The organism is Streptococcus sp. FSL R7-0248 (assembly GCF_037967965.1).
Lineage (GTDB): Bacteria > Bacillota > Bacilli > Lactobacillales > Streptococcaceae > Streptococcus.
In genome coordinates, this window is sequence record NZ_CP150201.1 from 1,759,182 (window position 1) to 1,782,644 (window position 23,463).

The 23,463-nt window shown below is 40.3% G+C and carries 26 protein-coding genes, 1 tRNA gene and 1 pseudogene; 4 read left to right on the forward strand and 24 right to left on the reverse strand.

Going from position 1 to position 23,463, the window contains the following annotated elements; translation table 11 throughout:
• Positions 1-143: 143 nt before the first annotated feature.
• A complete protein-coding gene (locus NYE32_RS07945; protein WP_002891650.1) occupies positions 144-734 on the reverse strand; it encodes a 3'-5' exonuclease in 591 nt (196 codons plus the stop codon).
• A 49-nt stretch (positions 735-783) separates the two neighbouring features.
• A complete protein-coding gene (locus tag NYE32_RS07950; protein WP_002884601.1) occupies positions 784-1,320 on the reverse strand; it encodes a DUF536 domain-containing protein in 537 nt (178 codons plus the stop codon).
• Positions 1,321-1,823: 503 nt separating this feature from the next.
• Between NYE32_RS07950 and NYE32_RS07955 the strand changes: the two genes are divergently transcribed.
• Positions 1,824-2,183, forward strand: a complete 360-nt coding sequence (locus tag NYE32_RS07955) for a metal-sulfur cluster assembly factor (protein WP_037598415.1) — start codon at positions 1,824-1,826, stop codon at positions 2,181-2,183.
• 156 nt (positions 2,184-2,339) lie between these two features.
• Here the strand turns inward: NYE32_RS07955 and ilvD are convergent, their stop codons facing one another.
• Positions 2,340-4,043 (reverse strand): dihydroxy-acid dehydratase, encoded by a 1,704-nt coding sequence (ilvD, locus tag NYE32_RS07960; protein ID WP_060972679.1) that lies wholly within the window; start codon positions 4,041-4,043, stop codon positions 2,340-2,342.
• A 127-nt stretch (positions 4,044-4,170) separates the two neighbouring features.
• On the opposite strand from ilvD, the gene NYE32_RS07965 reads away from it, so the two are divergent.
• The gene (locus NYE32_RS07965) at positions 4,171-5,352 is read left to right on the forward strand and encodes an NAD(P)/FAD-dependent oxidoreductase (protein WP_060972584.1); all 1,182 of its coding nucleotides are present in this window, start codon (positions 4,171-4,173) and stop codon (positions 5,350-5,352) included.
• A gap of 109 nt (positions 5,353-5,461) precedes the next feature.
• Here the strand turns inward: NYE32_RS07965 and NYE32_RS07970 are convergent.
• The 5 genes from NYE32_RS07970 to NYE32_RS07990 all read right to left on the reverse strand — a co-directional run bounded on the left by NYE32_RS07970 (position 5,462) and on the right by NYE32_RS07990 (position 8,872).
• A tRNA-Ser gene (locus NYE32_RS07970) sits at positions 5,462-5,548 on the reverse strand.
• A gap of 58 nt (positions 5,549-5,606) precedes the next feature.
• The gene (gene trmB / locus NYE32_RS07975) at positions 5,607-6,248 is read right to left on the reverse strand and encodes a tRNA (guanosine(46)-N7)-methyltransferase TrmB (protein ID WP_060972583.1); all 642 of its coding nucleotides are present in this window, start codon (positions 6,246-6,248) and stop codon (positions 5,607-5,609) included.
• Between the two features lie 9 nt (positions 6,249-6,257).
• A complete protein-coding gene (locus NYE32_RS07980; RefSeq protein WP_002884270.1) occupies positions 6,258-7,049 on the reverse strand; it encodes a phosphotransferase family protein in 792 nt (263 codons plus the stop codon).
• A gap of 57 nt (positions 7,050-7,106) precedes the next feature.
• Complete coding sequence (locus NYE32_RS07985; RefSeq protein ID WP_060972582.1) at positions 7,107-8,144, reverse strand: ABC transporter permease; 1,038 nt, start codon at positions 8,142-8,144, stop codon at positions 7,107-7,109.
• Positions 8,141-8,872 carry an ABC transporter ATP-binding protein gene (locus NYE32_RS07990; protein WP_060972581.1) on the reverse strand — a complete coding sequence of 244 codons (732 nt, stop codon included), beginning with the start codon at positions 8,870-8,872 and terminating at the stop codon, positions 8,141-8,143. Before NYE32_RS07990 ends, NYE32_RS07985 begins: the two co-directional genes overlap by 4 nt.
• A gap of 64 nt (positions 8,873-8,936) precedes the next feature.
• Between NYE32_RS07990 and NYE32_RS07995 the strand changes: the two genes are divergently transcribed.
• Both NYE32_RS07995 and NYE32_RS08000 read left to right on the forward strand, forming a co-directional pair.
• On the forward strand, positions 8,937-9,356 hold the full coding sequence (locus NYE32_RS07995) for an HIT family protein (protein ID WP_037599159.1): 420 nt from the start codon (positions 8,937-8,939) through the stop codon (positions 9,354-9,356).
• Positions 9,353-9,652, forward strand: a complete 300-nt coding sequence (locus NYE32_RS08000; protein WP_060972580.1) for a hypothetical protein — start codon at positions 9,353-9,355, stop codon at positions 9,650-9,652. The genes NYE32_RS07995 and NYE32_RS08000 overlap by 4 nt, the downstream gene beginning before the upstream one ends.
• Before the next feature lie 180 nt (positions 9,653-9,832).
• Here the strand turns inward: NYE32_RS08000 and NYE32_RS08005 are convergent, their stop codons facing one another.
• The 16 genes and pseudogenes from NYE32_RS08005 to NYE32_RS08080 form a co-directional block, all read right to left on the reverse strand.
• Entirely contained in the window at positions 9,833-10,000 is a 168-nt protein-coding gene (locus tag NYE32_RS08005) for a hypothetical protein (protein WP_192573950.1), read from the reverse strand.
• Between the two features lie 574 nt (positions 10,001-10,574).
• Positions 10,575-11,193: pseudogene (locus tag NYE32_RS08010) on the reverse strand (DUF4230 domain-containing protein).
• A 17-nt stretch (positions 11,194-11,210) separates the two neighbouring features.
• A complete protein-coding gene (locus NYE32_RS08015) occupies positions 11,211-11,336 on the reverse strand; it encodes a hypothetical protein (RefSeq protein ID WP_002884447.1) in 126 nt (41 codons plus the stop codon).
• A gap of 437 nt (positions 11,337-11,773) precedes the next feature.
• A complete protein-coding gene (locus NYE32_RS08020; RefSeq protein ID WP_014634941.1) occupies positions 11,774-13,879 on the reverse strand; it encodes an ATP-dependent Clp protease ATP-binding subunit in 2,106 nt (701 codons plus the stop codon).
• A 705-nt stretch (positions 13,880-14,584) separates the two neighbouring features.
• Complete coding sequence (locus NYE32_RS08025; protein ID WP_070579630.1) at positions 14,585-14,839, reverse strand: Txe/YoeB family addiction module toxin; 255 nt, start codon at positions 14,837-14,839, stop codon at positions 14,585-14,587.
• 3 nt (positions 14,840-14,842) lie between these two features.
• Positions 14,843-15,097, reverse strand: coding sequence for a type II toxin-antitoxin system Phd/YefM family antitoxin (locus NYE32_RS08030; protein ID WP_060971904.1), 255 nt, complete (start codon positions 15,095-15,097; stop codon positions 14,843-14,845).
• 140 nt (positions 15,098-15,237) lie between these two features.
• Positions 15,238-16,329 carry a nucleotidyltransferase gene (locus NYE32_RS08035; RefSeq protein WP_156685234.1) on the reverse strand — a complete coding sequence of 364 codons (1,092 nt, stop codon included), beginning with the start codon at positions 16,327-16,329 and terminating at the stop codon, positions 15,238-15,240.
• Between the two features lie 5 nt (positions 16,330-16,334).
• Positions 16,335-17,075: a class I SAM-dependent methyltransferase gene (locus NYE32_RS08040; protein ID WP_155198243.1), complete on the reverse strand. Its 741-nt coding sequence runs from the start codon at positions 17,073-17,075 to the stop codon at positions 16,335-16,337.
• Positions 17,076-17,480: 405 nt separating this feature from the next.
• The gene (gene rsfS, locus NYE32_RS08045) at positions 17,481-17,834 is read right to left on the reverse strand and encodes a ribosome silencing factor (RefSeq protein ID WP_014632696.1); all 354 of its coding nucleotides are present in this window, start codon (positions 17,832-17,834) and stop codon (positions 17,481-17,483) included.
• A gap of 23 nt (positions 17,835-17,857) precedes the next feature.
• Positions 17,858-18,448: a bis(5'-nucleosyl)-tetraphosphatase (symmetrical) YqeK gene (gene yqeK, locus NYE32_RS08050; protein WP_156685233.1), complete on the reverse strand. Its 591-nt coding sequence runs from the start codon at positions 18,446-18,448 to the stop codon at positions 17,858-17,860.
• On the reverse strand, positions 18,445-19,077 hold the full coding sequence (locus NYE32_RS08055) for a nicotinate-nucleotide adenylyltransferase (protein ID WP_156685232.1): 633 nt from the start codon (positions 19,075-19,077) through the stop codon (positions 18,445-18,447). The genes yqeK and NYE32_RS08055 overlap by 4 nt, the downstream gene beginning before the upstream one ends.
• Positions 19,078-19,182: 105 nt before the next feature.
• Positions 19,183-19,500 carry a ribosome assembly RNA-binding protein YhbY gene (yhbY, locus tag NYE32_RS08060; protein WP_002884193.1) on the reverse strand — a complete coding sequence of 106 codons (318 nt, stop codon included), beginning with the start codon at positions 19,498-19,500 and terminating at the stop codon, positions 19,183-19,185.
• 29 nt (positions 19,501-19,529) lie between these two features.
• The gene (gene yqeH / locus NYE32_RS08065) at positions 19,530-20,648 is read right to left on the reverse strand and encodes a ribosome biogenesis GTPase YqeH (RefSeq protein WP_156685231.1); all 1,119 of its coding nucleotides are present in this window, start codon (positions 20,646-20,648) and stop codon (positions 19,530-19,532) included.
• Positions 20,648-21,175 carry a YqeG family HAD IIIA-type phosphatase gene (locus NYE32_RS08070; RefSeq protein ID WP_002891674.1) on the reverse strand — a complete coding sequence of 176 codons (528 nt, stop codon included), beginning with the start codon at positions 21,173-21,175 and terminating at the stop codon, positions 20,648-20,650. The genes yqeH and NYE32_RS08070 overlap by 1 nt, the downstream gene beginning before the upstream one ends.
• A 136-nt stretch (positions 21,176-21,311) precedes the next feature.
• Entirely contained in the window at positions 21,312-22,229 is a 918-nt protein-coding gene (locus NYE32_RS08075; RefSeq protein ID WP_155213405.1) for a DMT family transporter, read from the reverse strand.
• A 97-nt stretch (positions 22,230-22,326) separates the two neighbouring features.
• Positions 22,327-23,370 carry a 2,3-butanediol dehydrogenase gene (locus NYE32_RS08080; RefSeq protein ID WP_156685230.1) on the reverse strand — a complete coding sequence of 348 codons (1,044 nt, stop codon included), beginning with the start codon at positions 23,368-23,370 and terminating at the stop codon, positions 22,327-22,329.
• Between the last annotated feature and the right edge of the window lie 93 nt (positions 23,371-23,463).

Consider the following 23,463-nt stretch of genomic DNA (forward strand, 5'->3'; position numbering starts at 1 on the left):
AAGGAGGTCCTCCACCACCTTTGATACCTAGATTCTACCTTATAACGCAAGGTAATATGCAAGCCCTAACCCTAGAGGATTTTCTTTTCTTACAGAAAAAGTTAGCTATCACTCTTTACACCCTTTACAGCTTCTGTAAAGCCCTAGTCGAAAAGGCCACCCAAACCTAAGGCAGCAAAAGGATTGTTACTGACTTCTTCCTGTTGCTCCAAGAGTTTGGCATTCTCATCTAATTCGAGAAACTTCTCGTAAATCTGTGCGGTCATACGAGCATCCTCCAAGCTGTTATGACCGTGTCCCTTGATTCCAAAGAAATCTGCCACACTAGTCAACTTGAGGTTAACAATACCGTTCAAATCAGAAGCACGACGGTCAAAGGCCTCATCGAAAACATCTAAAGCATATTGCTCTTCCAAATCTAAACCATTTTCAGCTAGAATAGGCAAATCTGATTTAAGAGCATTGTAGCCAATAAGTGGAGTGTCACCAACAAATGATTTAAAATCCGCCAGAACAGACTCTAGCTTTGGTGCCTTGGCAATCTTATCCGCTGTAATTCCAGTCAAACCATTGATAAAGGATTGCAAAGGAACATCCGAATAGACGAAAGAATCAAACTGGTCCACTTCCTCATGCTGGTTCAGCTTAACAGCCGATACTTGGATAATATGGCTAACACCATCCACTGTGTTAAACTCCAAATCAAAGGCAATATAAGTTTCTAAATTTTCCATTTTAATCTCCTACAATAGTTAAAGCTGAGACTGAGTCCCAGCTTCTTTTTTATTTTCCAAATAGACGTCCAAAGAAACCTTTTTTAGAAGCTTCTTCTTGTTTGGTCTGGATTTCTTCCACTTGGGCCTTGGCTTCGTCAACCTCAACCTTAGCCTCATCAAGTTCCAGTTTAAGCTCTTCCTTGTCCTTCATTGCAGTCAAGGTCAATTGCTGCTGTTGATCAATTTGCTTGTCCTTTTCGGCGATTTGAACGTCTTTAACACGCAATTGGTCATCCATGTTAGACAACTGCTCGTCCTTAGCCTTCAACTGAGCATAGAGACGGGCAATCTCAGAGTTTTTCTCGTCTACAAGAATCTCCAACAACTCACGTTGTTTTGTTTCTTCATCGATTGGTTCATCGTCAAAGATGGTTTTCTTGTAAATTTCCTCCAACTTAATCAAGCCACTGCGCTTAACGACAGTAACCCCTTTAGCATTTTTTTCTAGATCTTCTTCTGGAAGTTGTTTGACACGATTATTGACTGCTTGACGACTAACACCAAGGATTTCAGCAATCTCGCTGACTGTCTTTTCAATACTCATAATAGCCTCATTTTCTCTTGAAATGTCTTACTATGAGAATATCACAATCACTCCTTTCTGTCAATTTGACTAGTTATTCTGGATATCTGAAGGACTTTTTTCCTTTCACTCTTCAAACAATTTACTTGATAGGAAGCTAGGCTTTTGGTAAACTATGTGTGGGTATAAATGTATATAGAAGGAAAGTCTTTGACTTAAACAATCGGTACTTCCAAATTGGGTTTGGTCGGTATCAGATCTGTTGTATCTAGGAATGGTGGGAACAATTCCACAAGGTTTGGGATTTTCATTCTTGCTCCAATTTTTGATGGTATTCGAGCAACCTTGGTTGCAAAACGACTTGATATTGAAGCATAAATCACATTATCTTCAACGGTTTGACTGTTGGAGTTTTTTTATTGTTACTTTACTCGCTTACTAAAGCCTCATATTGCCATCCGAGATTGAAAAAAGCCCTAAATTATGCCATAATAAACAAAAGCAAAATAGAAAGAATGAGTCCTATGAAAAACTTCCGTGATGATATTAAGGTCAATGATTTGGCCCAGCCCTTCTTAGAGCCAATCGTCGAACAAATGACCACTGTATTCGATCCTGAGATTGAGCTAGACATTTACAACCTTGGTTTGATTTATGAAATCACTGTCGATGAAAATGGCCACTGCTACTTCCTTATGACCTTTACTGATACTGGTTGTGGCTGTGAAGAGACTATGCCTTATGAAATCGCTGAAAAGCTAAAATCCATTGACGGTATTAACTCTGTCAAGGTGGAAACCACTTATTCACCAGTCTGGAAGATGACACGCATCAGTCGTTATGGACGTATCGCTCTTGGTATCTCACCTCGAGGCGGAAAATAAAAGGAAAACCGATTGGACATTTCCAACCGGTTTTTACTAGAGTAACAACAGACAAACCATTACTTGTCATCATACTGCCAACAACTGTCTCAGGATTTAATATCAAAAAATCACATCGAACAAATGTCCGGTGTGATTTTGTTTTATATCATATCATTAGGCTTTACCTGATTTATCCATGTTCCAGAAGTCGGTAACGGCACCACGTGACGCTGAAGAAACGATGTGGGCGTATTTACCGAGGACACCACGGCTATAAAGTGGTGGCAACTCAGTTTCGGCTTTACGTTTCGCCAACTCTTCGTCTGAAACGTGCATCGTAATTTCTTTGGTATCTTGGTCAACTGTAACCATATCACCTGTACGGAGGTAGGCAATAGGTCCACCAACCTGAGCTTCAGGAGCAATGTGACCAACAACGAGTCCGTAAGTACCACCTGAGAAACGTCCATCTGTCAAGAGGGCAACCTTGTCCCCTTGACCTTTACCAACGATCATTGAAGACAATGACAACATTTCTGGCATACCAGGACCACCCTTAGGACCTACAAAACGTACAACAACTACGTCGCCATCAACGATTTCATCAGAAAGAACTGCTTCGATGGCATCTTCTTCTGAGTCAAATACTTTAGCAGGACCAGTGATGTTACGAACTTTAACCCCTGATACTTTGGCAACCGCACCTTCTGGAGCCAAGTTACCTTTCAAGATAATCAATGGACCATCAGCACGTTTAGGATTTTCAAGCGGCATGATGACTTTTTGACCTGGTGTCAAATCATCGAAGGCTTCCAAGTTTTCTGCAACAGTCTTACCAGTACATGTGATACGATCACCGTGAAGGAAACCATTCTTAAGAAGGTACTTCATAACGGCTGGTACACCACCAACATTGTAAAGATCTTGGAAGACATATTGACCTGAAGGTTTCAAGTCAGCCAAGTGAGGCACACGCTCTTGGAAATCGTTGAAATCTTCAAGTGTCAAATCAACGTTAGCTGCATGAGCAATAGCGAGCAAGTGAAGTGTCGCATTTGTTGAACCACCAAGTGCCATTGTGACAGTGATGGCATCTTCAAAGGCTTCACGTGTCAAGATATCTGATGGCTTAAGACCTAGTTCAAGCATCTTAACAACTGCACGACCTGCTTCTTCGATATCTGCTTTCTTCTCAGCTGATTCTGCAGGATGAGATGATGATCCTGGAAGGCTCATCCCCATTACTTCGATTGCTGTCGCCATTGTGTTGGCAGTATACATACCACCACAACCGCCAGGACCAGGGCAGGCATTACATTCAAGATCTTTAACCTCTTCTGCGGTCATATCACCGTGGTTCCATTTACCGATACCTTCGAAAACAGAAACCAAGTCGATATCCTTACCGTTAAGGTTACCTGGTGCAATGGTACCACCATAGGCAAAAATCGCTGGAATATCCATGTTAGCAATGGCAATCATAGAACCAGGCATGTTCTTATCACAACCACCAATAGCAACAAAGGCATCGACGTTGTGACCACCCATAGCTGCTTCGATTGAGTCAGCGATGATATCACGAGATGTCAATGAGAAACGCATTCCTGGTGTCCCCATGGCAATACCATCTGCAACAGTAATCGTACCAAATTGAACTGGCCAAGCACCCGCTTCTTTAACACCTTCTTTGGCAATTTGACCAAAACCGTGCAAGTGGATATTACATGGTGTGTTCTCAGCCCAAGTTGAGATAACCCCAACAATAGGCTTTTCAAAACTATCATCCGTCATCCCAGTCGCACGAAGCATGGCACGGTTAGGTGATTTAACCATGCTATCGTAGACAGATGAACGGTGTTTCATGTTATTTTCAGACACGATATTTTCCTCCATAGTTAATAACTATTCTAATTTAAACTTCTACTCCTATTCTAACATAAATTATCTAAAAAAACTGACCATTTACAAACTATTCTCCCTTTTTAAATTATGCTAAAATAAAGGCATGAAACATTTTGATACTATCGTTATTGGTGGGGGTCCTGCTGGCATGATGGCGACTATTGCCTCAGCCTTCTATGGCCAACAAACCCTTCTGATTGAAAAAAATAAACGTCTCGGAAAGAAGCTGGCTGGTACTGGTGGTGGACGTTGTAATGTTACTAACAACGGGACTTTAGACGATCTTCTAGCAGGTATTCCAGGTAATGGCCGTTTCCTCTATAGCGTCTTTTCACAGTTTGATAACCACGATATCATTGCTTTTTTCGAGGACAATGGTGTCAAACTCAAGGTTGAGGATCACGGACGTGTCTTCCCTAAGACAGATAAATCTCGGACCATCATCCAAGCTCTGGAAAATAAAATTCAGGAACTTGGTGCTAGCATCCTCACCAATACAGAAGTTGTCTCCGTCAAAAAGGTTGATGAGCAATTCCAAGTTAAGTCTTCAGACCAAACTTTTACCAGTGATAAACTCATCGTTACAACTGGAGGAAAATCTTATCCATCGACTGGTTCAACTGGTTTTGGACATGATATTGCCCGTCATTTTAAGCTCCAAGTCACTGATCTTGAAGCTGCGGAAAGTCCACTCCTAACCGACTTCCCCCACAAGGCCTTACAAGGAATTTCTCTTGATGATGTCACTCTATCCTATGGCAAGCACAAGATTACCCATGACCTTCTCTTCACCCATTTTGGCCTATCTGGCCCAGCTGCCCTACGTCTTTCCAGTTTTGTCAAGGGTGGTGAGATAGCTCATCTGGACTTTCTTCCCAACCAAAGCCAAGAAAATCTCAAGGCTTACTTTGAGGAAAATCGCGAGAAATCTGTCAAAAACACCCTCAAAGTTCTTGTACCTGAGCGTGTCGCTGAATTCCTAGCAGAAGACAAGGCTGATAGCAAGGTTAAACAACTGCATCCCAAAGACTTGGAAAACATTATCAGTCAGCTTAAGGGCATGGAAATTCCAATCACAGGTAAAATGTCACTTGCCAAATCCTTTGTGACTAAAGGTGGCGTTGACCTTAAGGAAATTAATCCCAAGACTCTAGAAAGTAAAAAAGTCCCTCACCTACACTTTGCAGGAGAGGTCCTTGACATCAATGCCCATACTGGTGGCTTTAACATTACTAGCGCCCTCTGTACCGGTTGGGTAGCAGGGATTCAGAGCCCTTGGGACTAAGGATTGAGTCCTCCTATCATAAAAAGCTGTTAAAACCATCTTCTTTTTAATTACTATACCTAAAAAGTGTCCCTTCTAAAACGGAAGGGACACTTTGTCTATTTCTCAAAGGAGAGGAGGGGATTCGAACCCCCGAGCCCCGTTAAGGACTACACGCTTTCCAAGCGTGCGCACTCGGCCTCTATGCGACCTCTCCACATCAAACGATTAGCCATCAATAGGCTAATCGTTATTTTTAATCAAGTTTTCAATAATTAATCTTTAAACTGAGCCTCTACTCGGTAGATGACCTGACCTTTTTCTGAGAACTTACGCTCGTACTCAGTCATGACGTTGCCCTCATAATCACTGGCATGAAGGTCCAACCAAACTTTGTTGATAACCATTCCATACTGTGAAAAGCTCGCCAAACTGTATTCGAAAAGTCCACGGTTGTCTGTCTTAAAGTGAATCTCTCCGTTTTTAGGCAAAATTTGCTTATAAGTATCTAGGAAAGTCTTGTAAGTTAGACGACGTTTCTCATGACGGCTCTTAGGCCATGGATCTGAGAAATTCAGATACATCATATCCACTTCGCCATCTTCAAAATAATTGGTCAAAGCTGAACCATCCACGCGCAAGAGCTTGACATTTTCAGCACCAGAAGCCAAGACCTTATCCAAGGCATAGCTCAAAACAGACAACTGAATATCAATACCAATGTAGTTGATGTCAGGGTTTTGTTGGGCCATACCAGTAATGAAGGCCCCTTTACCAGATCCTACCTCGATATGGATAGGATTATCATTACCAAAAAGCTCATGCCACTTACCTTTAGCAGCTTCCGGCTCAAGAATAACGTACTGAGGATGGTTAGCTAGGTGTTCCTCTGCACCTTTACGTTTTCTAACTCGCATGTCTACTTTCTAATATCTGTGCAAGGTCTCTCTGAATTTACGAAGTTCATAAATCTCTCGGTTGGCATGTTCCATATCACGACTATCAAAGAATTTTGAAATCTGTGTCAAATATGAAAATTGCCCATACCAGTAAATCTTGTCCATCACAAGGTCATTGTTCTTATAGCCATAATATGACAACCACTGTGGCCAATGTGCCAATGGAATATAATGGCTGAGGATCTGTGCCACATCATACATACGATCTGTTAGACGTACAGAATCCCAATCAACCAAATAAATCAATCCTGAGGTTGTGATGACAAAGTTACTATGACGAGCATCTCCGTGAACAATTGTTGCAATCTCTGCACGAAACTCTGGAAGATGACGTTTCAAATCTCTAACAACGTCTTGAAGGAAGCCATTCTCACGCAATTGGTAAGCAGCATTTTCTTCCCACTCGTGTAGAAGATCAAAAGGATTTTCAATATGATAATCCAACTGCAAAAGTTGATTAACCAAGTGTTTAGAGCGGTGCAAATTACCAAGAATTTGGATAATCTGTTTACTGTTCATGTCATGTTTGGTCAAAATACGACCATCAAGCCACTCCTGTGCACTCATCATGTCACCATTTCCCAGACGCTTAGCCCACAAGAGCTGTGGTGCAATCTGTTCCTTGGCAAGAGCTGCCAAGATTGGTGTTGTATTCATCTTCACAAAGACGCGATCTCCGTTTGGGTAAGTTCCCATATAGGCCTTACCACTATTTCCTTTGAGAGGAGTCAGGCTCAAATCTTTATCTGTTGATGTCACCTAGGCATCTCCTTTTTCTTTAGTCATTCGTTTCTATTTTAACTTATTTAATAGGTGTTAGTCAATCATCTTCTTAAGCTTGGCTGGTAGGTAAACAAGGCTCAAAACTAGCATAATTCCAACCAAAATCAGGCTAAACTTAAGATCGAAGAGGCAAATAGCCTGGACCAGAGTCAGCACAAGTACAATCTGAGTAATCAAGTGCTTAAGATTGCTCACCTGCATGTCTTTTCCAACTGGCATAAGGTTAGCCATTCTCTGATAAGCAAAGTGTGATTTTAGCGCTGTGAGCTGGAAGAGCAAGAGGTAGTCAAAAACAACCACAAGCACCATAGCCAGCCATTTTTCAGGAACCAAAAAGATAACTAAAAGCGTTAGGGCAAAAAGGCGTAGGCTAAGGGCAAAGTAATCTCCAGAACGCAAGAAGGCTCTTAGGTAAAGATTATACCAGGTATTTTCCTTGTCTTTCTTTGTACGTTTGAGAATACCATCCAAATAGGCACGACGTTTAACACTCGACGTAATCCCTTTAACATTGGTAAAGAGTGAAAAGAACTTCAAGATCGATTGTTGACGCTTATTTTCTCCTGCAATAGCTTCAGTCCAATTCAGTCCAGACTGCTTATAAAAAGGTTGAGCCTTTTTCTGGAAAATAACATACTTAAGAATAGCCATAGCCACAGCTACAAGGATAACTCCCCAAACTGGAAGTCCCAAGGCTAAAAAGAGAGGAATAACCAAAATAAAAATCAGGGTTTGTACGATTACCCAAAATCTAAAAGCACGCCCCGTTGCCTTCTTAACATGGTCTAGCACCTCTTCTTCCTTAACCAAAAGGTAGTGCTTGTCCGCAGGTTCTAGATAAGTCGCAATATTCCCCCAGAAAGGTAATAACAGACAAAGCACAAGCAGGCCAAGAATGATTGCCCACGGATTTTTTGGAAAATGCTTCAGCAACTGGCTATACTGAACCAAGACAAAACCTAGCAGAAAGAGAAGAACCAAGATAAAGTGATCATTAAAGACGTAGCGGCTATACTTAGCACAGCGGGCATTGAATCGCTTGCTACGCTCCTTAAATAGCTTAGCTATCATGACAATTCTCCCTTAGTTAACTGCATGTAAATATCGTTAAGACTGGCACTACTGTCACCAAATGTCTCACGAAGCTCTTCAAGGGTCCCCTGTGCCAAGACTTGACCGTGATGCAAGATGACAAAACGTTCACACATTTTCTCAGCCGAATCCAAAACGTGAGTCGACATGAGAATAGCCTTACCATTCGCTTTTTCCTCAGCCAAAAGCTCAATCAAGTCCGAAATCGCCAAGGGATCCAAACCTAGGAAGGGCTCATCAACAATGAGAAGACTTGGACCAACAATAAAGGCACAGATAATCATGACCTTCTGCTTCATTCCCTTTGAAAACTGAGTCGGGAACCAATCTAACTTTTCATCTAAGCGAAAGAGTTTGAGGTACTTGTCCGCACGTGCCATCCCCTCAGTCACATCAAGACCATAGGCCATCAACACCGTTTCCAAATGTTCACGAAGCGTCAACTCTTCATAGAGACTTGGCGTTTCAGGAATATAGCCAATCTTCTGACGATAGCTAGCTGGATCTTGTTGAATAGTTAACCCATCAATAGCAATCTGTCCCCCATAAGGTGTTAAGAGACCAATAATCTCGTTAATTGTTGTTGATTTCCCAGCACCATTAAGACCAATGAGACCAACCAATTCACCATCAGCCACCTCAAAAGTCACATCTTTTAGGACGGGAATATTAGCGTAACCACCCGTCACCTTTTCTAATTTAAGCATTATCTTTTCTCTCTTTGGTATGATATAATCTATTATAACAAAAACTCATGGAAAGGTCGTTATTATGGATAATTGTATTTTCTGTAAAATTATATCTGGAGAAATCCCTTCATCAAAAGTCTACGAGGACGACAAGGTTCTAGCCTTCCTCGATATTTCACAAGCTACAAAAGGACATACCTTGGTTATTCCTAAAGAGCACGTTCGTAACATCTTAGAAATGTCTGCTGAGACTGCTGAGACTGTCTTTAGCCGTGTTCCAAAAATTGCTCGTGCCGTGCAAAAAGCAACTAGAGCAATCGGCATGAATATCCTTAATAACAACGAAGAAGTTGCTGGACAAACCGTCTTCCACGCTCATATTCATCTCGTTCCTCGTTACGGTGCAGACGATGGTATCCACATGGGATTTGACGAACACGAACCAGACTTCGCTGCCCTGGCTGACCTTGCTGACAGCATCGCTAAAGAGGTAACAGAATGAAAATTGGACGCTTTCTAGCTCTTGGAGCCCTCGCCTACGGTGCCTACTACGCCTATAAACGACGTGAAGACATCAAAGAGGAAATCCTAGACCTCAACCAATCACGAGAAAATATCTCCTACGATTTGGACAATATCAAACGCAACCTTGACATCATCAAGGAACAAAACCTGGTACTTGCTGACATCAAACAAGACCTCAACTATAAAACACGTGTCTTCAAGAAAGACCTCGAACCCCGACTCAATATCATCCAAGAACGCTTGCAAAAGTATCAAGGTGATGATAAAGAATAAAGGTAAGTAGCCTGTGCTACTTACCTTTTTTATCAATGATGAAAACTTATAAAAAGTTTATGGATAGTGTAATAGTCACTCAATGTTCCTTTTTTTCACAACAGAAAGTACCATTCAATAATAAAAGGCACCACTAATCAGATTAAAGAGAACGCTACTAAACCTATTTTCATATAATTACTATTTCTTTTTTAAAGCATTAATAATAGAACATGTTGCTGATTTCGTTAAGCCTTGATTTTTAGGATGTGTCCTTAAATAGGAATGGACTTTGGTACCAGTATCTGAACGTGTGTAACCATTTGTATTAACAATCTTATTACTTAACAGTTTATCCAATAAATCCATTCTGCATCTCCTCACAATTAGTAATTAAAATTTATACTAAATGAATTCATTGTATCATAGTTACCATTCTGTATATTAGCAGTCCACCCAATATTTTCACCGCTCTTCATTTTATGCTTATAGTAGTTTGCTTTTTTTGCTTTTTCGTCTGATTCCTCAACTTTCTGTCCTGGATTAACTGCAACAAATTCTGATATAGATACTGACTGCTTTCCTTTCGGATCGATACTAGATTGTGACGAACTAAATGGTGTTGCTTCAATACTATTGTTAATTACAATAGTTGATTCAATATTAATTTCTTTATCCGTTAAGTTATCAATAATAATATTTCCACCAGTTCTTGTTATTTTAATATTTTTATCACTATATAGTTCTTCCGTTTTTGCTACTTTTTTTTCGAACCCGTAATACTTTGTCCTACTTTTGACGTATTATTGCCATTAGTAGAATTTTCATTCGAAGAATCTCTAATAGCCAAAAAAATTATTAACAATGTAAATATAAATCCAAAAACTGCAAGTACATAAACGCTAACATTAAAAATTTACTTTAACATATCTTTTCCTTACCTTTATTTTTGAGTTTCAATTGTCACTTTTGCCTCGTGGTCCAAAGATTTAATCATTGTAGAGTAGTACTTCTCGGCTGACTCCTTTAATAATTTTTTATTGTCCTTTATAAAACCTTGTTGTTCCTTATTTGAAAAACCTTCTGCAACAGCCTCACCAGTATCTATGTCTTTAGTCGAATAACTAAGAATCCCTCCACTAGTATCGTAGAGTGTATAAGGTTTGTCTTTATCTAATTCAACACCAATAACTTCAAATTTGGGTAATGTAACTTGATAATTATGATTACCATTATCTTTAATGGTTACATCATTCTTAATACCGAATTTTGCCGTATTTTGCCGTATAATTTAGAATAATGAGTGCTTTCTTTTCTGAACCAGGTATTACAAAGTTACTACCAAATAACTTTGTATTATTTTCTATTGACTTAACTTTTTGAATAGATGCATTGAGTAAAACTAACTCACTGACCTTTTCCAAAGATTTTACATTTACTATGATTTCTGTCTTTGGTTTTTGATTACCAGATGACTCACTCCCTTTATATACGCTAAGAAAAATGAATCCTACGACAATCACTAATAAAATCGCTAAAATACCATATATTATCTTTTTCATACTTTTTTCCTATTAACTCATTTCTTCAAAAACAACTGGATTAACAATCCTGCAATCACAATACCAGCTGCAATTAGGGGGTTCAACATTGCTATTCCTACAAGAAGTAGAATAGCCAAAATCCATAAAACTACTTTTAACATTATTTCTCCTTATCAAATAACAAAAGATTGTAATATTAAGCCCAAGAAATCACTAACTAAAATTTAATTTTACACAAAAATTATATAGCGATATGAATGCGTTGTCAACGCTTTCTTGAAAATAGAATATATTTTTAACTATTTATCATATTATCATAATTTAAACAATTTTATCTCATTTTATATTTAAGAATAAATATAAAAGTCACAGCTATACACAAAACAAGACTTTCCGCTGTGCTAAAAGTAAGAGAAGTCCTATTGCTTCTCTCACTCGGAAGATTTGAGACCCAGACTCAAATCTTAGGAATGGAATTCCGTTAGGAAGTCGCTTCCGTCCGTAGCACCCAAGGAAAGTCTTAAATAAAAAAGAAAAAAAGCAGAGATGTCTACTAACATCTCTGCTTCATAAATAGGATTAGGAGGTTTTATGCTTTTTATTTAGCATCTTTTTCTTTGATAACCAAGACACCATCTTCCATATCAGCTTCTAGGTGTTTAGCATCAAGGTTATCCAAGTGGAAGTCTGTGACTTTGTCACGGATTTGTTGTTCAACCACACGACGGAGTGGACGAACACCCATGACTTCGTCGTAGCCTTCTTCAGTCATGTATTCTTTAGCAGCTTCGCTAACTGCCAAGTCAATGTCTTTCTTAGAAAGCGTCTTGTTAACTTCAACCAACATAAGGTCGACAATCTTAGAAAGATCTTCTTTGCTCAAGTGTGAGAATTCGATGACAGCATTGAAACGGTTAAGGAATTCTGGACGGAAGTAAGGTTTCAAACGATCCATAAGTTCTGGTTTATCAGCATCTTCTGTCAAGTTAGCTTCGTAACCAAAGCCTGCGTTTGAAGTTGCGATAATCACAGTATTCTTGAAGTTTACAGTGTTACCTTGACCATCTGTCAAACGACCATCGTCCAAAACTTGGAGGAGAAGGGTGATGACTTGAGGGTCAGCCTTTTCAATTTCGTCGAGAAGAACGATTGAGTATGGGTTACGGCGAACACGTTCTGTCAAAGTATTGCTATTGTCATCATAACCAACATAACCAGCTGTTGTACCAATCAATTTAGAAACGGCTGTGCGGTCGCTGTATTCTGACATGTCCAAACGGATAATGGCATCTTTGGTTCCGAACATATCAAGAGCCAATTGTTTAGCCAACTCAGTTTTACCAACACCAGTAGGTCCTACAAAGAGGAAGCTACCGATTGGACGGTTACCTTCGTCAAATCCTGCACGGTTACGACGGATGGCACGTGCCACTGCTTCAACGGCTTTATCTTGACCGATAACTTTAGTTTGCAAACGGTGGCCCATATCTTTCAAACGTTCGATATCAGTTGCTCCCATTTGCGATACTGGGATACCAGTCATACGTTCTACAGATTCAGCCACATCGTTAACAGTTGCAGTGACTTTAAGGTCTGCTGTGTGGTTAGCAATTTTCTTTTCAAGTTCTTCAATGCGAACTTTAGCATTTAGAGCTGCTTCGTAGTCTTCTTTGGCAGCTGCAGCTTCTTGTTTAGCTTTTTCTTCTTCGATTTCATGTTCAACAGCATTCACATCAGTCACTGGGTGTTGAGCAGCCAAGTGAGCCGCTGTTACATCGACAAGGTCGATAGCCTTATCTGGCAAGCTACGTTGTGGAATGTATTGGACAGAGAAATCTACTGCTGCTTTCAAGACATCATCTGGCAAGATAACATTGTGGTGTTTTTCATAAAGATCACGGATACCTTGGAGAATCTTGAAGGTATCTTCAGCAGAAGGAGCATTAACCTTAACTTCGTTGAAACGACGAGCAAGAGCAGCGTTCTTCAAGATAGTGTTACGGTATTCATCCTGAGTTGTTGCACCAATCACTGTCAATTCACCACGTGAAAGAGCAGGTTTCAAGATATCAGCAAGACCTTTAGACCCTTGGCCATCGCCAGTGCTTCCGGCACCAAGAATTTGGTGGATTTCATCGAAGAAGAGGATAATATTTCCAGCTTCTTTGACTTCATTTACCAAGTTTTGAATGTTTTCTTCAAAGCTACCACGGTATTGCGTACCAGCTTCAAGTCCAGAAATATCAATTGAGATGATTTCTTTGTTCTTGATAGCAGCTGGGACATCACCATTAACGATAGCTTGAGCCAAACCTTCAACTACAGCTGTTTTACCAACACCAGCGTCCCCGACAAGGACTGGGTTATTCTTGGTACGACGAGCCAAGATTTCGCAAGCTTCTTGGATTTCTTTGTTACGTCCGATAACAGGATCCAATTTACCTTCGCGAGCTTCTTCAGTCAAGTTACGACCAAGTTTAGCAAGAATACCATCTTGTTTAGGTCCTTTACCTTGATGTTGAGTTGGGTTCACTGCTTCACCTTCATTACTAGGCAATTGACCTGTTTGACGGTAGATAGCAAATTCTTCAGGTGTCACTTCACGACCGTTAATCATGTAGCGACGGTTTTCTGAACGGTAACCACCCATGTTCCCCATCAATTGATTGAAAAGATCGTCCATATTGTTAAAGTTGTTGTTCATATAATTACCTCGTTTTGTGTTTTCTTGTGAAATTTTTTAAATGTTATTTTTTATGTTAATGTGTAAGTTTTGACTTTTACTGACCAAAACCCTAAAAATTTTTAGTAGCTTCAACTACTCTTCTAATAATTTCAGGTTTTGCTCTTGGTAGGAGACCGAGAACTTTCACAGTCTTAAATAAATTGTCATTTAGCATAAGAGCCACCTTCTTTCTGTGAATCTCTCAATATAGCTAACTTCCAAGCCTCTTTCAGAAAGAAACTTGTAGATTAAGGAAACCTTTTTCCTTATAGCTTTATCATATACCTTTCATCTGCTTGGGTCAAGAATTTAGTTTTGACTTTTACTGACCTTTTTAATGAAAATTTAAGCAGACAAGCTGCAATCTTTTCATATCGGTATATGGACTGTTTTGACAGCCTTCATAAGGATTTCATTTCCTTATGTTTATATTCTACAATATTGGTCAGTAATAGTCAATAGTTTTTTTGACTTTTTTTGACCTTTGTTATATTTTTTTGTAGTCAAACCAAAATAACTTTATGACAAGTATTTAGACTAGCACTGCAAGATTTATAAGGAAGCTAAATCCTTATGAGATTATAATACACCATTGGTCAGTAAAGGTTAATAGTTTTATTTGATCTTTTTTGACCTTTTTGAAAATATTTTACGAAAAGTAAAAAAAGCCTACCAGAGGTAGACCTAATAATGATCTTTAAAAGATAGAAAGGCGACGCTCTTACCATCAACCATATAAATTAAACGATTTTCAGCATCAATTCTTCGGGACCAAGCTCCTTGAAAGTCATACTTCAAGGGTTCTGGTTTACCAATACCTGAAAAAGGATCCCGTTGAATATCTTTAATTAGCTTATTAATTCGCTTAAGTGTCTTCCTATCCTGATTTTGCCAATAACAATAATCCATCCATGCATCTTCAGTGAAAGTGAGTAACATTTTCTACTCCTTTAGTGCATGTTCTTGAGTCTCTCCAGCACGTACCTGAGCCATTCCTCTTAAAACCTTGTCTGATAGTTCTTTATTTTGAACAATACGCAATGTTTCTTGAATGCTATCCCACTCACTCTTTGAGACCACTACAATATCTTCATCGGGATTTTTATTGACTACAGCTAGAGGTTCAAATTCATCATTAACCTTTTTCATATAATCCTTCAAATGATTTCGAAACGTTGAATAGACGACTGCTTCCATTAGCATACCTCGTTTTCCTCTTTTCTTTTATTATATATCAAAAGTATAAACTTGTACAAGTTCCTGACAAGTTTATACTTTCTACAATATTTATTCGAAAAAGATTTAAAAAGCCTACCAGAGGTAGACCTTCTATAAAACTATTTTACTCTAATCGGTACACGTCCAAAGTTTTGTTCGCAAAGCTCGGGGTTACCTAATTGATAAACATTATCCGCTTGTTGTGTAAGCATATCCCAAGGTTCCCTTCCAATCCGAGCCACTATATCCACAGACTTTTTCACAGATTTGAGATGAGACTGCCCTTTTTGAGAAAACCCAAGGACATGAACAGCCTGGGGTAAAGGATTGTCCACAGCTCCGACTAGGATATAAGTCAAAATACGACGTACCCGTGCTTTTGTATAGCGTTTGGTTGCTACCTTATCCACCAATTCCTCCACAGAAGAGGCCTCACGGATAGCAGCTTTTAAACGACTGGCAATCTCTTCATTCACCTGAAAAACACTAGTCAAATCAGGGTTTGTAAGAATCTGATAAACCAACAATTGGAAATAATTATCCCAAGAGACCTGTGGAGAATTCTGAAAAAGTTTGCTATTGGGCATGAACTTATCCACAAAATCACTATCTTGCTTGTGGAGACGTAGGCTGGTTGCTGAAGCGAAAAATACTTCCTTATCTGAGGAATGATAGCCTGCCCCTTGTCTCTGGATAGGATTCAACTTAATGCCTTTACCAGCACAAGCTTTGGCATATGCTAATCCTAGAATATGGTTGGGTGTATTGCCAGTAAAGTCCACACCAGTAAATTTCTCCCACATTTTTTGTGTCTTTTGTGGATAAGATAGGTCACTCGGCAAGTTTTCCACAAAGGCTTCCATGTCCTCTGACTTTTCAGCATAGACATCGGCTAAAGTCTGATAGTCTATGACTTCTTCCGTTCCAAAAGTAAGGCTATCAATTCCCAGTCGGGACAAGATATTGACGGCTCCAGCAGCAAAATAATCGGCAGACTGGACTGCCGTCAAGAATGGCAACTCAACCACGAGGTCTGCCCCATTTTCCAAAGCCATCTGAGCCCTAGTCCACTTATCCACAATAGCTGGCTCACCTCGCTGAACAAAGTTCCCAGACATGGCAACGATTTTTACGCCTTTAGCCTGATCCAAGAGATACTTGTGGCCGTTATGAAAAGGATTGAACTCAGCAATAATACCTGTAACTGTCATAGCTCTTATTTTTGCGCCACAAAGAACCAACGGGCACTAGTTTCAGTCGGTTCCTTGTCCTCGAAATCGGCATAAAGTTTGAAAGATTTGAAGCCGGCCTGCTCCAACAAAATATCATAAGTCAAGACCTCATAGGTACGTTCCTCATGCACCTCATCATGACGGCTAAAGCTTCCATCTTCCTCTTGGACAAAGAAAGTTAATTCATGGACAATAGAATGCGGAGCCGCATCCTCATAGGTATCCCAGAGCATAGCAAAGTCTTCTGCATTTTCATGGTAGGAATAGCCAGGGAAAACCTCATCCGTCTGATAGGTTGAGTGCACATCAAAGATAAAGACGCCATCTTCATTCAGTGCATTATAAACCTCCTTGAAGACGTCCCCAACCTCTACTTCATCCTGCATATAGCAGATTGAATCTGAGTAGCAAGTCACAAAGTCGTACTTACCAGCTTGCGATAAATTCAACATGTTGCCTTCAATAAAGTCAATTTTCTGTTTGGCGGAAGACGCACGCTTCTCCGCAATCTTCAACATATCAGCACTCAAATCGAGTCCAGTTACATCAAAACCAGCTTGAGAAAAACGTACAGATTGAATCCCAGTTCCACAAGCCAATTCGAGCAATTTCTTTTTGTCCTTAGTCTTTGGCAAATGACGGAGGGAGAAATCCGTCCACAAATCGTAAAGACTATCATCCATAACAGCGTCGTAGACCGCCGCAAAAGTTTCATAAGTAGCCATAATGATGATACCAAGTCCGTCCGTAATCGGAATGAAAATTAGGGGGAGTGAGACAGAACGAGTTTTCTTAAAAAAATCGTTCGTTGTCTCACCCCCGCAAGGCTGATTAGGTACTCTTCCGAGCTTAAAAAGCGAATGAAGAGTCCAATCAGCTACTGCGCCAAATAATAAATTTTAATATTGATAATTCGACATAGAACTATCTGTTTTCCGACGATTACAGGACGGATTCAAATCCTTTCTAAGATACAAAGAGCGTCAAAAGCACAAAGGAAGTTTATCTTTTTCTCACAGCTTTTATCTCGTGTTCAGTTAACAAACCAACCAAACACAAGGCTCTATCCTTCCTATTAAATCTTTAGTTTAAGCAACAAAACCCAGTTGTCGCCAACTGAGTTCAATTTCTTATGCCAAATAAGCTGACACATCCACCATTGGTGCTTCATGCCAGAGTTTTTCGAGGTTATAGTGTGCACGTTCATCTTCTGTAAAGATGTGAACAACGACATCGTTAAGATCCAAAAGAATCCAACCACCCTTGTTGTCACCTTCCATGTGACTAGCGTCAAGGCCAGCTTCTTTCACTTTCTCACGGATGTTGTCGGCAATAGCTTCCAACTGACGGCTATTCATTGCACTCAAAATAACAAAATAATCTGTTAGGCTTGTAAGGCCGTACAAATCAAGGGCAACAATGTCTTCAGCTCGCTTTTCATCAGCAGCTTTGACAACCAATTCAAGTAATTCTTCTTTAGTCAATGATATTCTCCAGTAATTTGTTATTAATCTTTTAGGTAATGCACAAAAGCATTATAGGTTTCCAAGGTTTGTGGGAAAATCGGTAGAGCTTGGTGAGCCAAGTGTTCTACCGTATGGACGGTTTCAAAAGCAACTGCCTTATCCAAGGATTGCTCTGCCACTTGTCTAGCTTCCTCTACCAAAGGGAAATTACGGTTATGCTCAATATAATCAGCCACATAGACAATCTTGTCTAGGGTCGACATGTCATGGCTTCCGACGGTATGGATTTCAATACTGCGTAGAATCTCAGAATCAGTTAAACCCAAATCTTCTTGAATTTTGTAAATCCCGACCATACCATGCCAGACATTATTTCCCCATTTTTTCAATTCAGGGTCGAGCTCATACTTATCGATTAGCTCTAAGAATTCCTGATCCGGAAGCTCCTTGGCATAATCATGAAGGAGGCCAGCCAAACCAGCTTTTTCAGTATCGTAACCATACTTTTCAGCAAGAGCAACAGCAGCTCGCTCAACACCCAAAACATGATTGAAGCGTTTAGGACTCATGACCGCTCGAACTTTTTCAAGGAGTTCTTCACGAGAATAGTCTAGATATTTTTCATAGGTCATTTATAGAGCCCCGCTTTCTTGATGTAGGCAAGTACAGACTGCGGCACCATAAAGTTAGGTGTACGATCCTTCTTAATGTAGGCTCTGACTATACTCGAACTAATATCCATAAGGGGCACATCCACCCAGATAACGGGATATGAGGTTCCAGCCTTATACTTAGGACGCTGAACACCAACAAATTGGACCATCTCAATTAGTTCATCAATACGATGCCATTTTGGTAGGTATTCGACCATATCCGCTCCAATAATAAAGTAATAATCCGTATCAGGATTGGCCTCTGTCAAAAGCTTCATGGTGTCATAAGTATAGCTGATTCCCTTACGTTCCAACTCGATGGTTTCGATGTCCAATCCTTCAATGCCGTTAATAGCCAACATAAGCATATTTAGGCGATGTTGTTCATCAATAGTCTCTTTTTTATCGACATGAGGTGGCTCAAACTCAGGCATGAGAAGAACTTCGTCAAGACCTAACTGCTGACGCACCTGGTCCGCAACAACCAAGTGAGCATTGTGAACAGGGTTGAAATTTCCACCTAAAATTCCCACCTGCTTACGGCCAGTATCTTTGATTTCTTCTTCTAGTTGAACCTTTGTAAATGGGGTTACGAGATCCAGTGCCATATACGCCTCCTCTTTTTCAAGCATTATACAACTGACTTAAGGCTAGCTGATGCTTCAAAAGTGTTCCTATACCTTAGTTTATCCTTCACCAAGCAAAGTCAGCAACTATTTTTGGATAGCTTTGACCTTTGGTGACAACTTACGATTTTCTTTTTTGGCTGACTCTTTATAGAGAATCAAGATACGTCCAATCTTAAGAACTGTATCACAGCCAATTTCTTCTTCCAAGATTTCAGCAACCTCATGAATATCTTCCATAGTGTTTTGGAGTAGGGTTACTTTGATCAATTCACGGGCATCAAGGGCATTACGAACGCTAGTTTTGATGTGGTCGTTAAGACCGTTTTTCCCGATTTGCACAATAGGTTTAAGTGTGTGAGCTTCCGATTTGAGGAAGGCACGTTGTTTTGATGTTAATGACATGTTTATTCCTTTTAACTACTTAATTAAGTTTAAATAATCGCTTTTCGTACGACAACGCCAACACCTTCTGGTGCCCAAGCAGCAACGATGGTTGGTTGGTCAGCTTTTCCTTGGACACGGATCCATCCTAATCCTGAGAAGACAATGTCTGTCTTATCTTTGACAGTGAACTCGTGACGGACAAGTTTTGGAAAATCAGCCAATTCCTTTGGCCCAGGAGGCATGAGGAGACTTCCAACATGCTTATCATAGAAGGCATCTGCGCCTTCAAGTTTGGTACGATGTAGCTTCAAGTTATTGTCAAAGAAGGCTGTAAATCCTTGCTTATTCCCATCAATAAAGTCAAAGCGTCCAAGACCGCCTAGGAATAGGCTTTGTCCTGCATTTAACTGGTAAGTTTTTGGCTTAATTTCCTTCTTAGGACTAACGTACTTGAGATCCTTCGCTGACAGATAGTGTGCCATCTGGTGTCGGTGAATAATTCCAGGTGTATCAAAAATATAGCTACCGTCATCCAATGGGATTTCAATCTTATCAAGGGTCGTTCCTGGAAAACGAGAGGTTGTAATAACATCTTTATCACCTGTAATTTCCTTGATAATGGCATTGATTAAGGTTGATTTACCAACATTCGTCACACCAACAACATAGACATCACGACCCTTACGGAGTTTTTCAATACGTTGGATTAGCTCTTTAATGGCGTGGTGGTTTTGGGCAGACGTCAACATAACATCCACCGGACGCATCCCTTCTTCGTGGGCACGTTCTGTCAACCATTGGGTTACCTTACCATCTTTAACAGATTTAGGCAGGATATCCTTTTTATTTCCAACCAAGAGCACATCATTACCCGAAACAAAGCGTGATAAGCCTGGTATGATTGATCCATTAAAATCAAAAATATCAACGACATTGACAACGAGGGCATCACTATCACCAACTTCATGAAGCAATTTTAAAAATTCATCATCTGTGATGTGGACATCCACAATCTCATTGTAATGACGAAGACGGAAACAGCGTTGGCAGTATAACTCACCTGTTTCTTCGGCCTTTTTAATAGAGCTAGCAGGTGTGAAACCTGCTTTTTCTTTATCTTCTGTTTGAATTTGGGCTCCACACCCAATACAAAATAATTCTTCCATTAAATTCCTTTGTTGAAGGTCATTGGACCATATGCTTTTTCAATCTTTTTCCACATGCGACGTTCACGCCAACGGTTAAACTTGGTTACCCAAGCATCTGATTTCACCAAAGGCTTGACCAAAATCGAGCGAATTCCAGCTCTGTGGCTAGCTCTGATGTCAGTCATTAGCTGGTCTCCCACCATAACGACCTCGTCTCGATTAAAGTGGTAACGCTCAATCGCTTCATTAATGCCTTTAGTGAAAGGCTTCATGGCACGACTCACGAAATCCACATGGAAATTGGCAACCGCACGTTCAACACGTTCATATTTATTGTTAGAGACCACAACTACCGGAATATCAGCCTCTGTCATCTCATCCAACCAAGCACGTAGCTCAGGAGTCCCATCAGGGTTGTTCCAAGCAATCAAGGTATTGTCCAAATCGACCAAGACGGCACGAATACCGTGTTCACGTAGCTGGTCAGGTTTCAAATCATAAACAGCCTCCACCATAAAATGGGGCCTGTAATCGTCTATAGTCATTTTCTCTCCAAAATGTTAGTTTACCTCTTATTCTACCATATTTTTAAGGTTTATGTGTGGGACTTAAGTCCTATTTTTTAAGAACATCCTTTACAGAACAATAAAGAAAAGAGCCACAATCACTCAGGCTCCATTCTTATCTTTGAATTTTTTCTTGTTTTTTAAGGGCAACTAAATTCTTAAGCGATATGATGATAACAGCAAGAACAATTAAAATCATCCCAACCACATCAATGGCAAAGAAGCGGTCCCCCATAATTAATACGGTCAAAATGACCGATGCTACGGGTTCTACCGAAGCCAAGAGACTCCCTTTGACAGCTCCAACCATGATCGTCCCCTTAAGGAAAACAGTGTAAGCAAAGACTGTCCCAATGAAGACCAAACCAAAAAGCGCTAAGAGATTTCCGCCAGTCAAAGGAAGCTTATACTTCCAGGCTTGAATAACAATCGGAAAGATTAAACCACCGAGCAACAGGCCTAAACCAATGACAATCAAACTTCCCCATTTTTCAATAGCCTTAGCAGGCAGTAAGATATAAAGTGCATAGGTCACCGCCGAAAAGAGACCCCAGAACAAGCCCAGAGGTGTAATCGCCAGCTCCCTTATCTGACCATGCGTTGCGATGGTAAAGGTTCCCACAATAGCCATGATAATCGCCACTAGCTCTGCTGCTGTTGGGAACCTACGATATTTTGCACATACAAAAGCCAGGATGATAACTGGGGTGACATACTGCAAGACCGTCGCTGTCCCAGCATTAGTGTATTGAATAGCACTAAGATAGGCGTACTGATTTAGTACCAGACCAAAGAGAGCAAATAAGGCGATACTTACTAAGGTTTTTCTATCTTTAATAGCTTGTACTAATTTGTCTCGCTGCCTAAAAAAGACCGAAGCCGTTAGTAAAATTCCAGACAGAAGCAAACGTAAACTCGTCAAAAGATTGACATTAACACCATGAGCCATTAGGTATTGACCAGAAACTCCTGAAAATCCCCAGGCAATTCCTGCAGTTATGACCATCAGACTACCTTTTAGCGTCTTTGACATAGTCACCTCCCAAATCTATTTGTTTCTGTTATTGTAACACAAAAAGGTCGAAACAAAACGGTTTCGACCTTTATCTATTCATTCGACATTTATAAGCTTATTCTGGTTGAACCAAGATTTTAATTTGAGATTTATCTTGGGTTAATTCAACAAATCCTTCTTCAACGATATTCTCCAATTTAATTTTCTTAGTAACCAATTTATCAGCAGGGAAGTAGCCTTGTTCCATCAATTCCAAAACTTTAGGGAAGATGTGACGGTAGGCAATAATTCCTTTGAGAGATTTTTCTTGGATGGCGAATTCATTTGGATTGATGCTGGCTTCACGTTCCCAGATAGATACGACCATACATTCCCCAGCTTTATGAACAGCTGCAAGGGCTTGGCCTAAAACAACCGGAACCCCAGTAACTTCGTAAGAAACATCTGCTCCACCTCCTGTCAAACGATGGATAGCCTCTACGACTGTTTCCCCTTCTTCTGGGCGAACAACAATTGCTCCCAATTCTTCTGCTTTCGCTTGACGTTCAGGAGACAATTCAACCGCATAGATTTTTGATGCGCCTGCTGCACGAAGGGCTTCAACGATCAAAAGACCAATTGGACCCAAGCCAAAGATAACAGCTGTATCCCCAGCTTTCAAAGCAGATTGACGGACTGCATACACAGCTACAGCAGCAGGTTCTGTAAGAGCGGCTTGTTCATAGCTCAAGCTATCTGGAATCACATGGACAAGATCACCATCAAGGACACAATATTTGGCAAAACCACCATCTGCAGCGAGGCCGACGAAGTTCAAGTTTGGATCAAGGTTATAATCGCCAATCAAGTTGTGCTCTGCAAGAATTGGTTCGATGGTTACACGATCGCCAACTTTGACACGAGTCACATTACTTCCGACTTCTACAATCTCACCAGAGAATTCATGTCCCAAAGTAACCGGTGCTTTTTGACCAGAATACACATGTTCTTCTGTTGGAATGAAGAGTGGTCCATCCAAATATTCATGCAAATCTGTACCACAGATTCCTGTGAACTTGACTGCCACTTTTACTTGATGAGGCTGTACTTCAGGTACTTCCACTTCTTCGATACGAACGTCTTTCGCTGCATGCCAGCGAGCTGCTTTCATAGTAGCCATATGATGATCTCCTTGTTTTCACAATTTTTGGTTTTCTTTTCAGGAAACATTATACATCAAATTGTAAACGTTTTCTTTTTGCTTGTCAAGGAA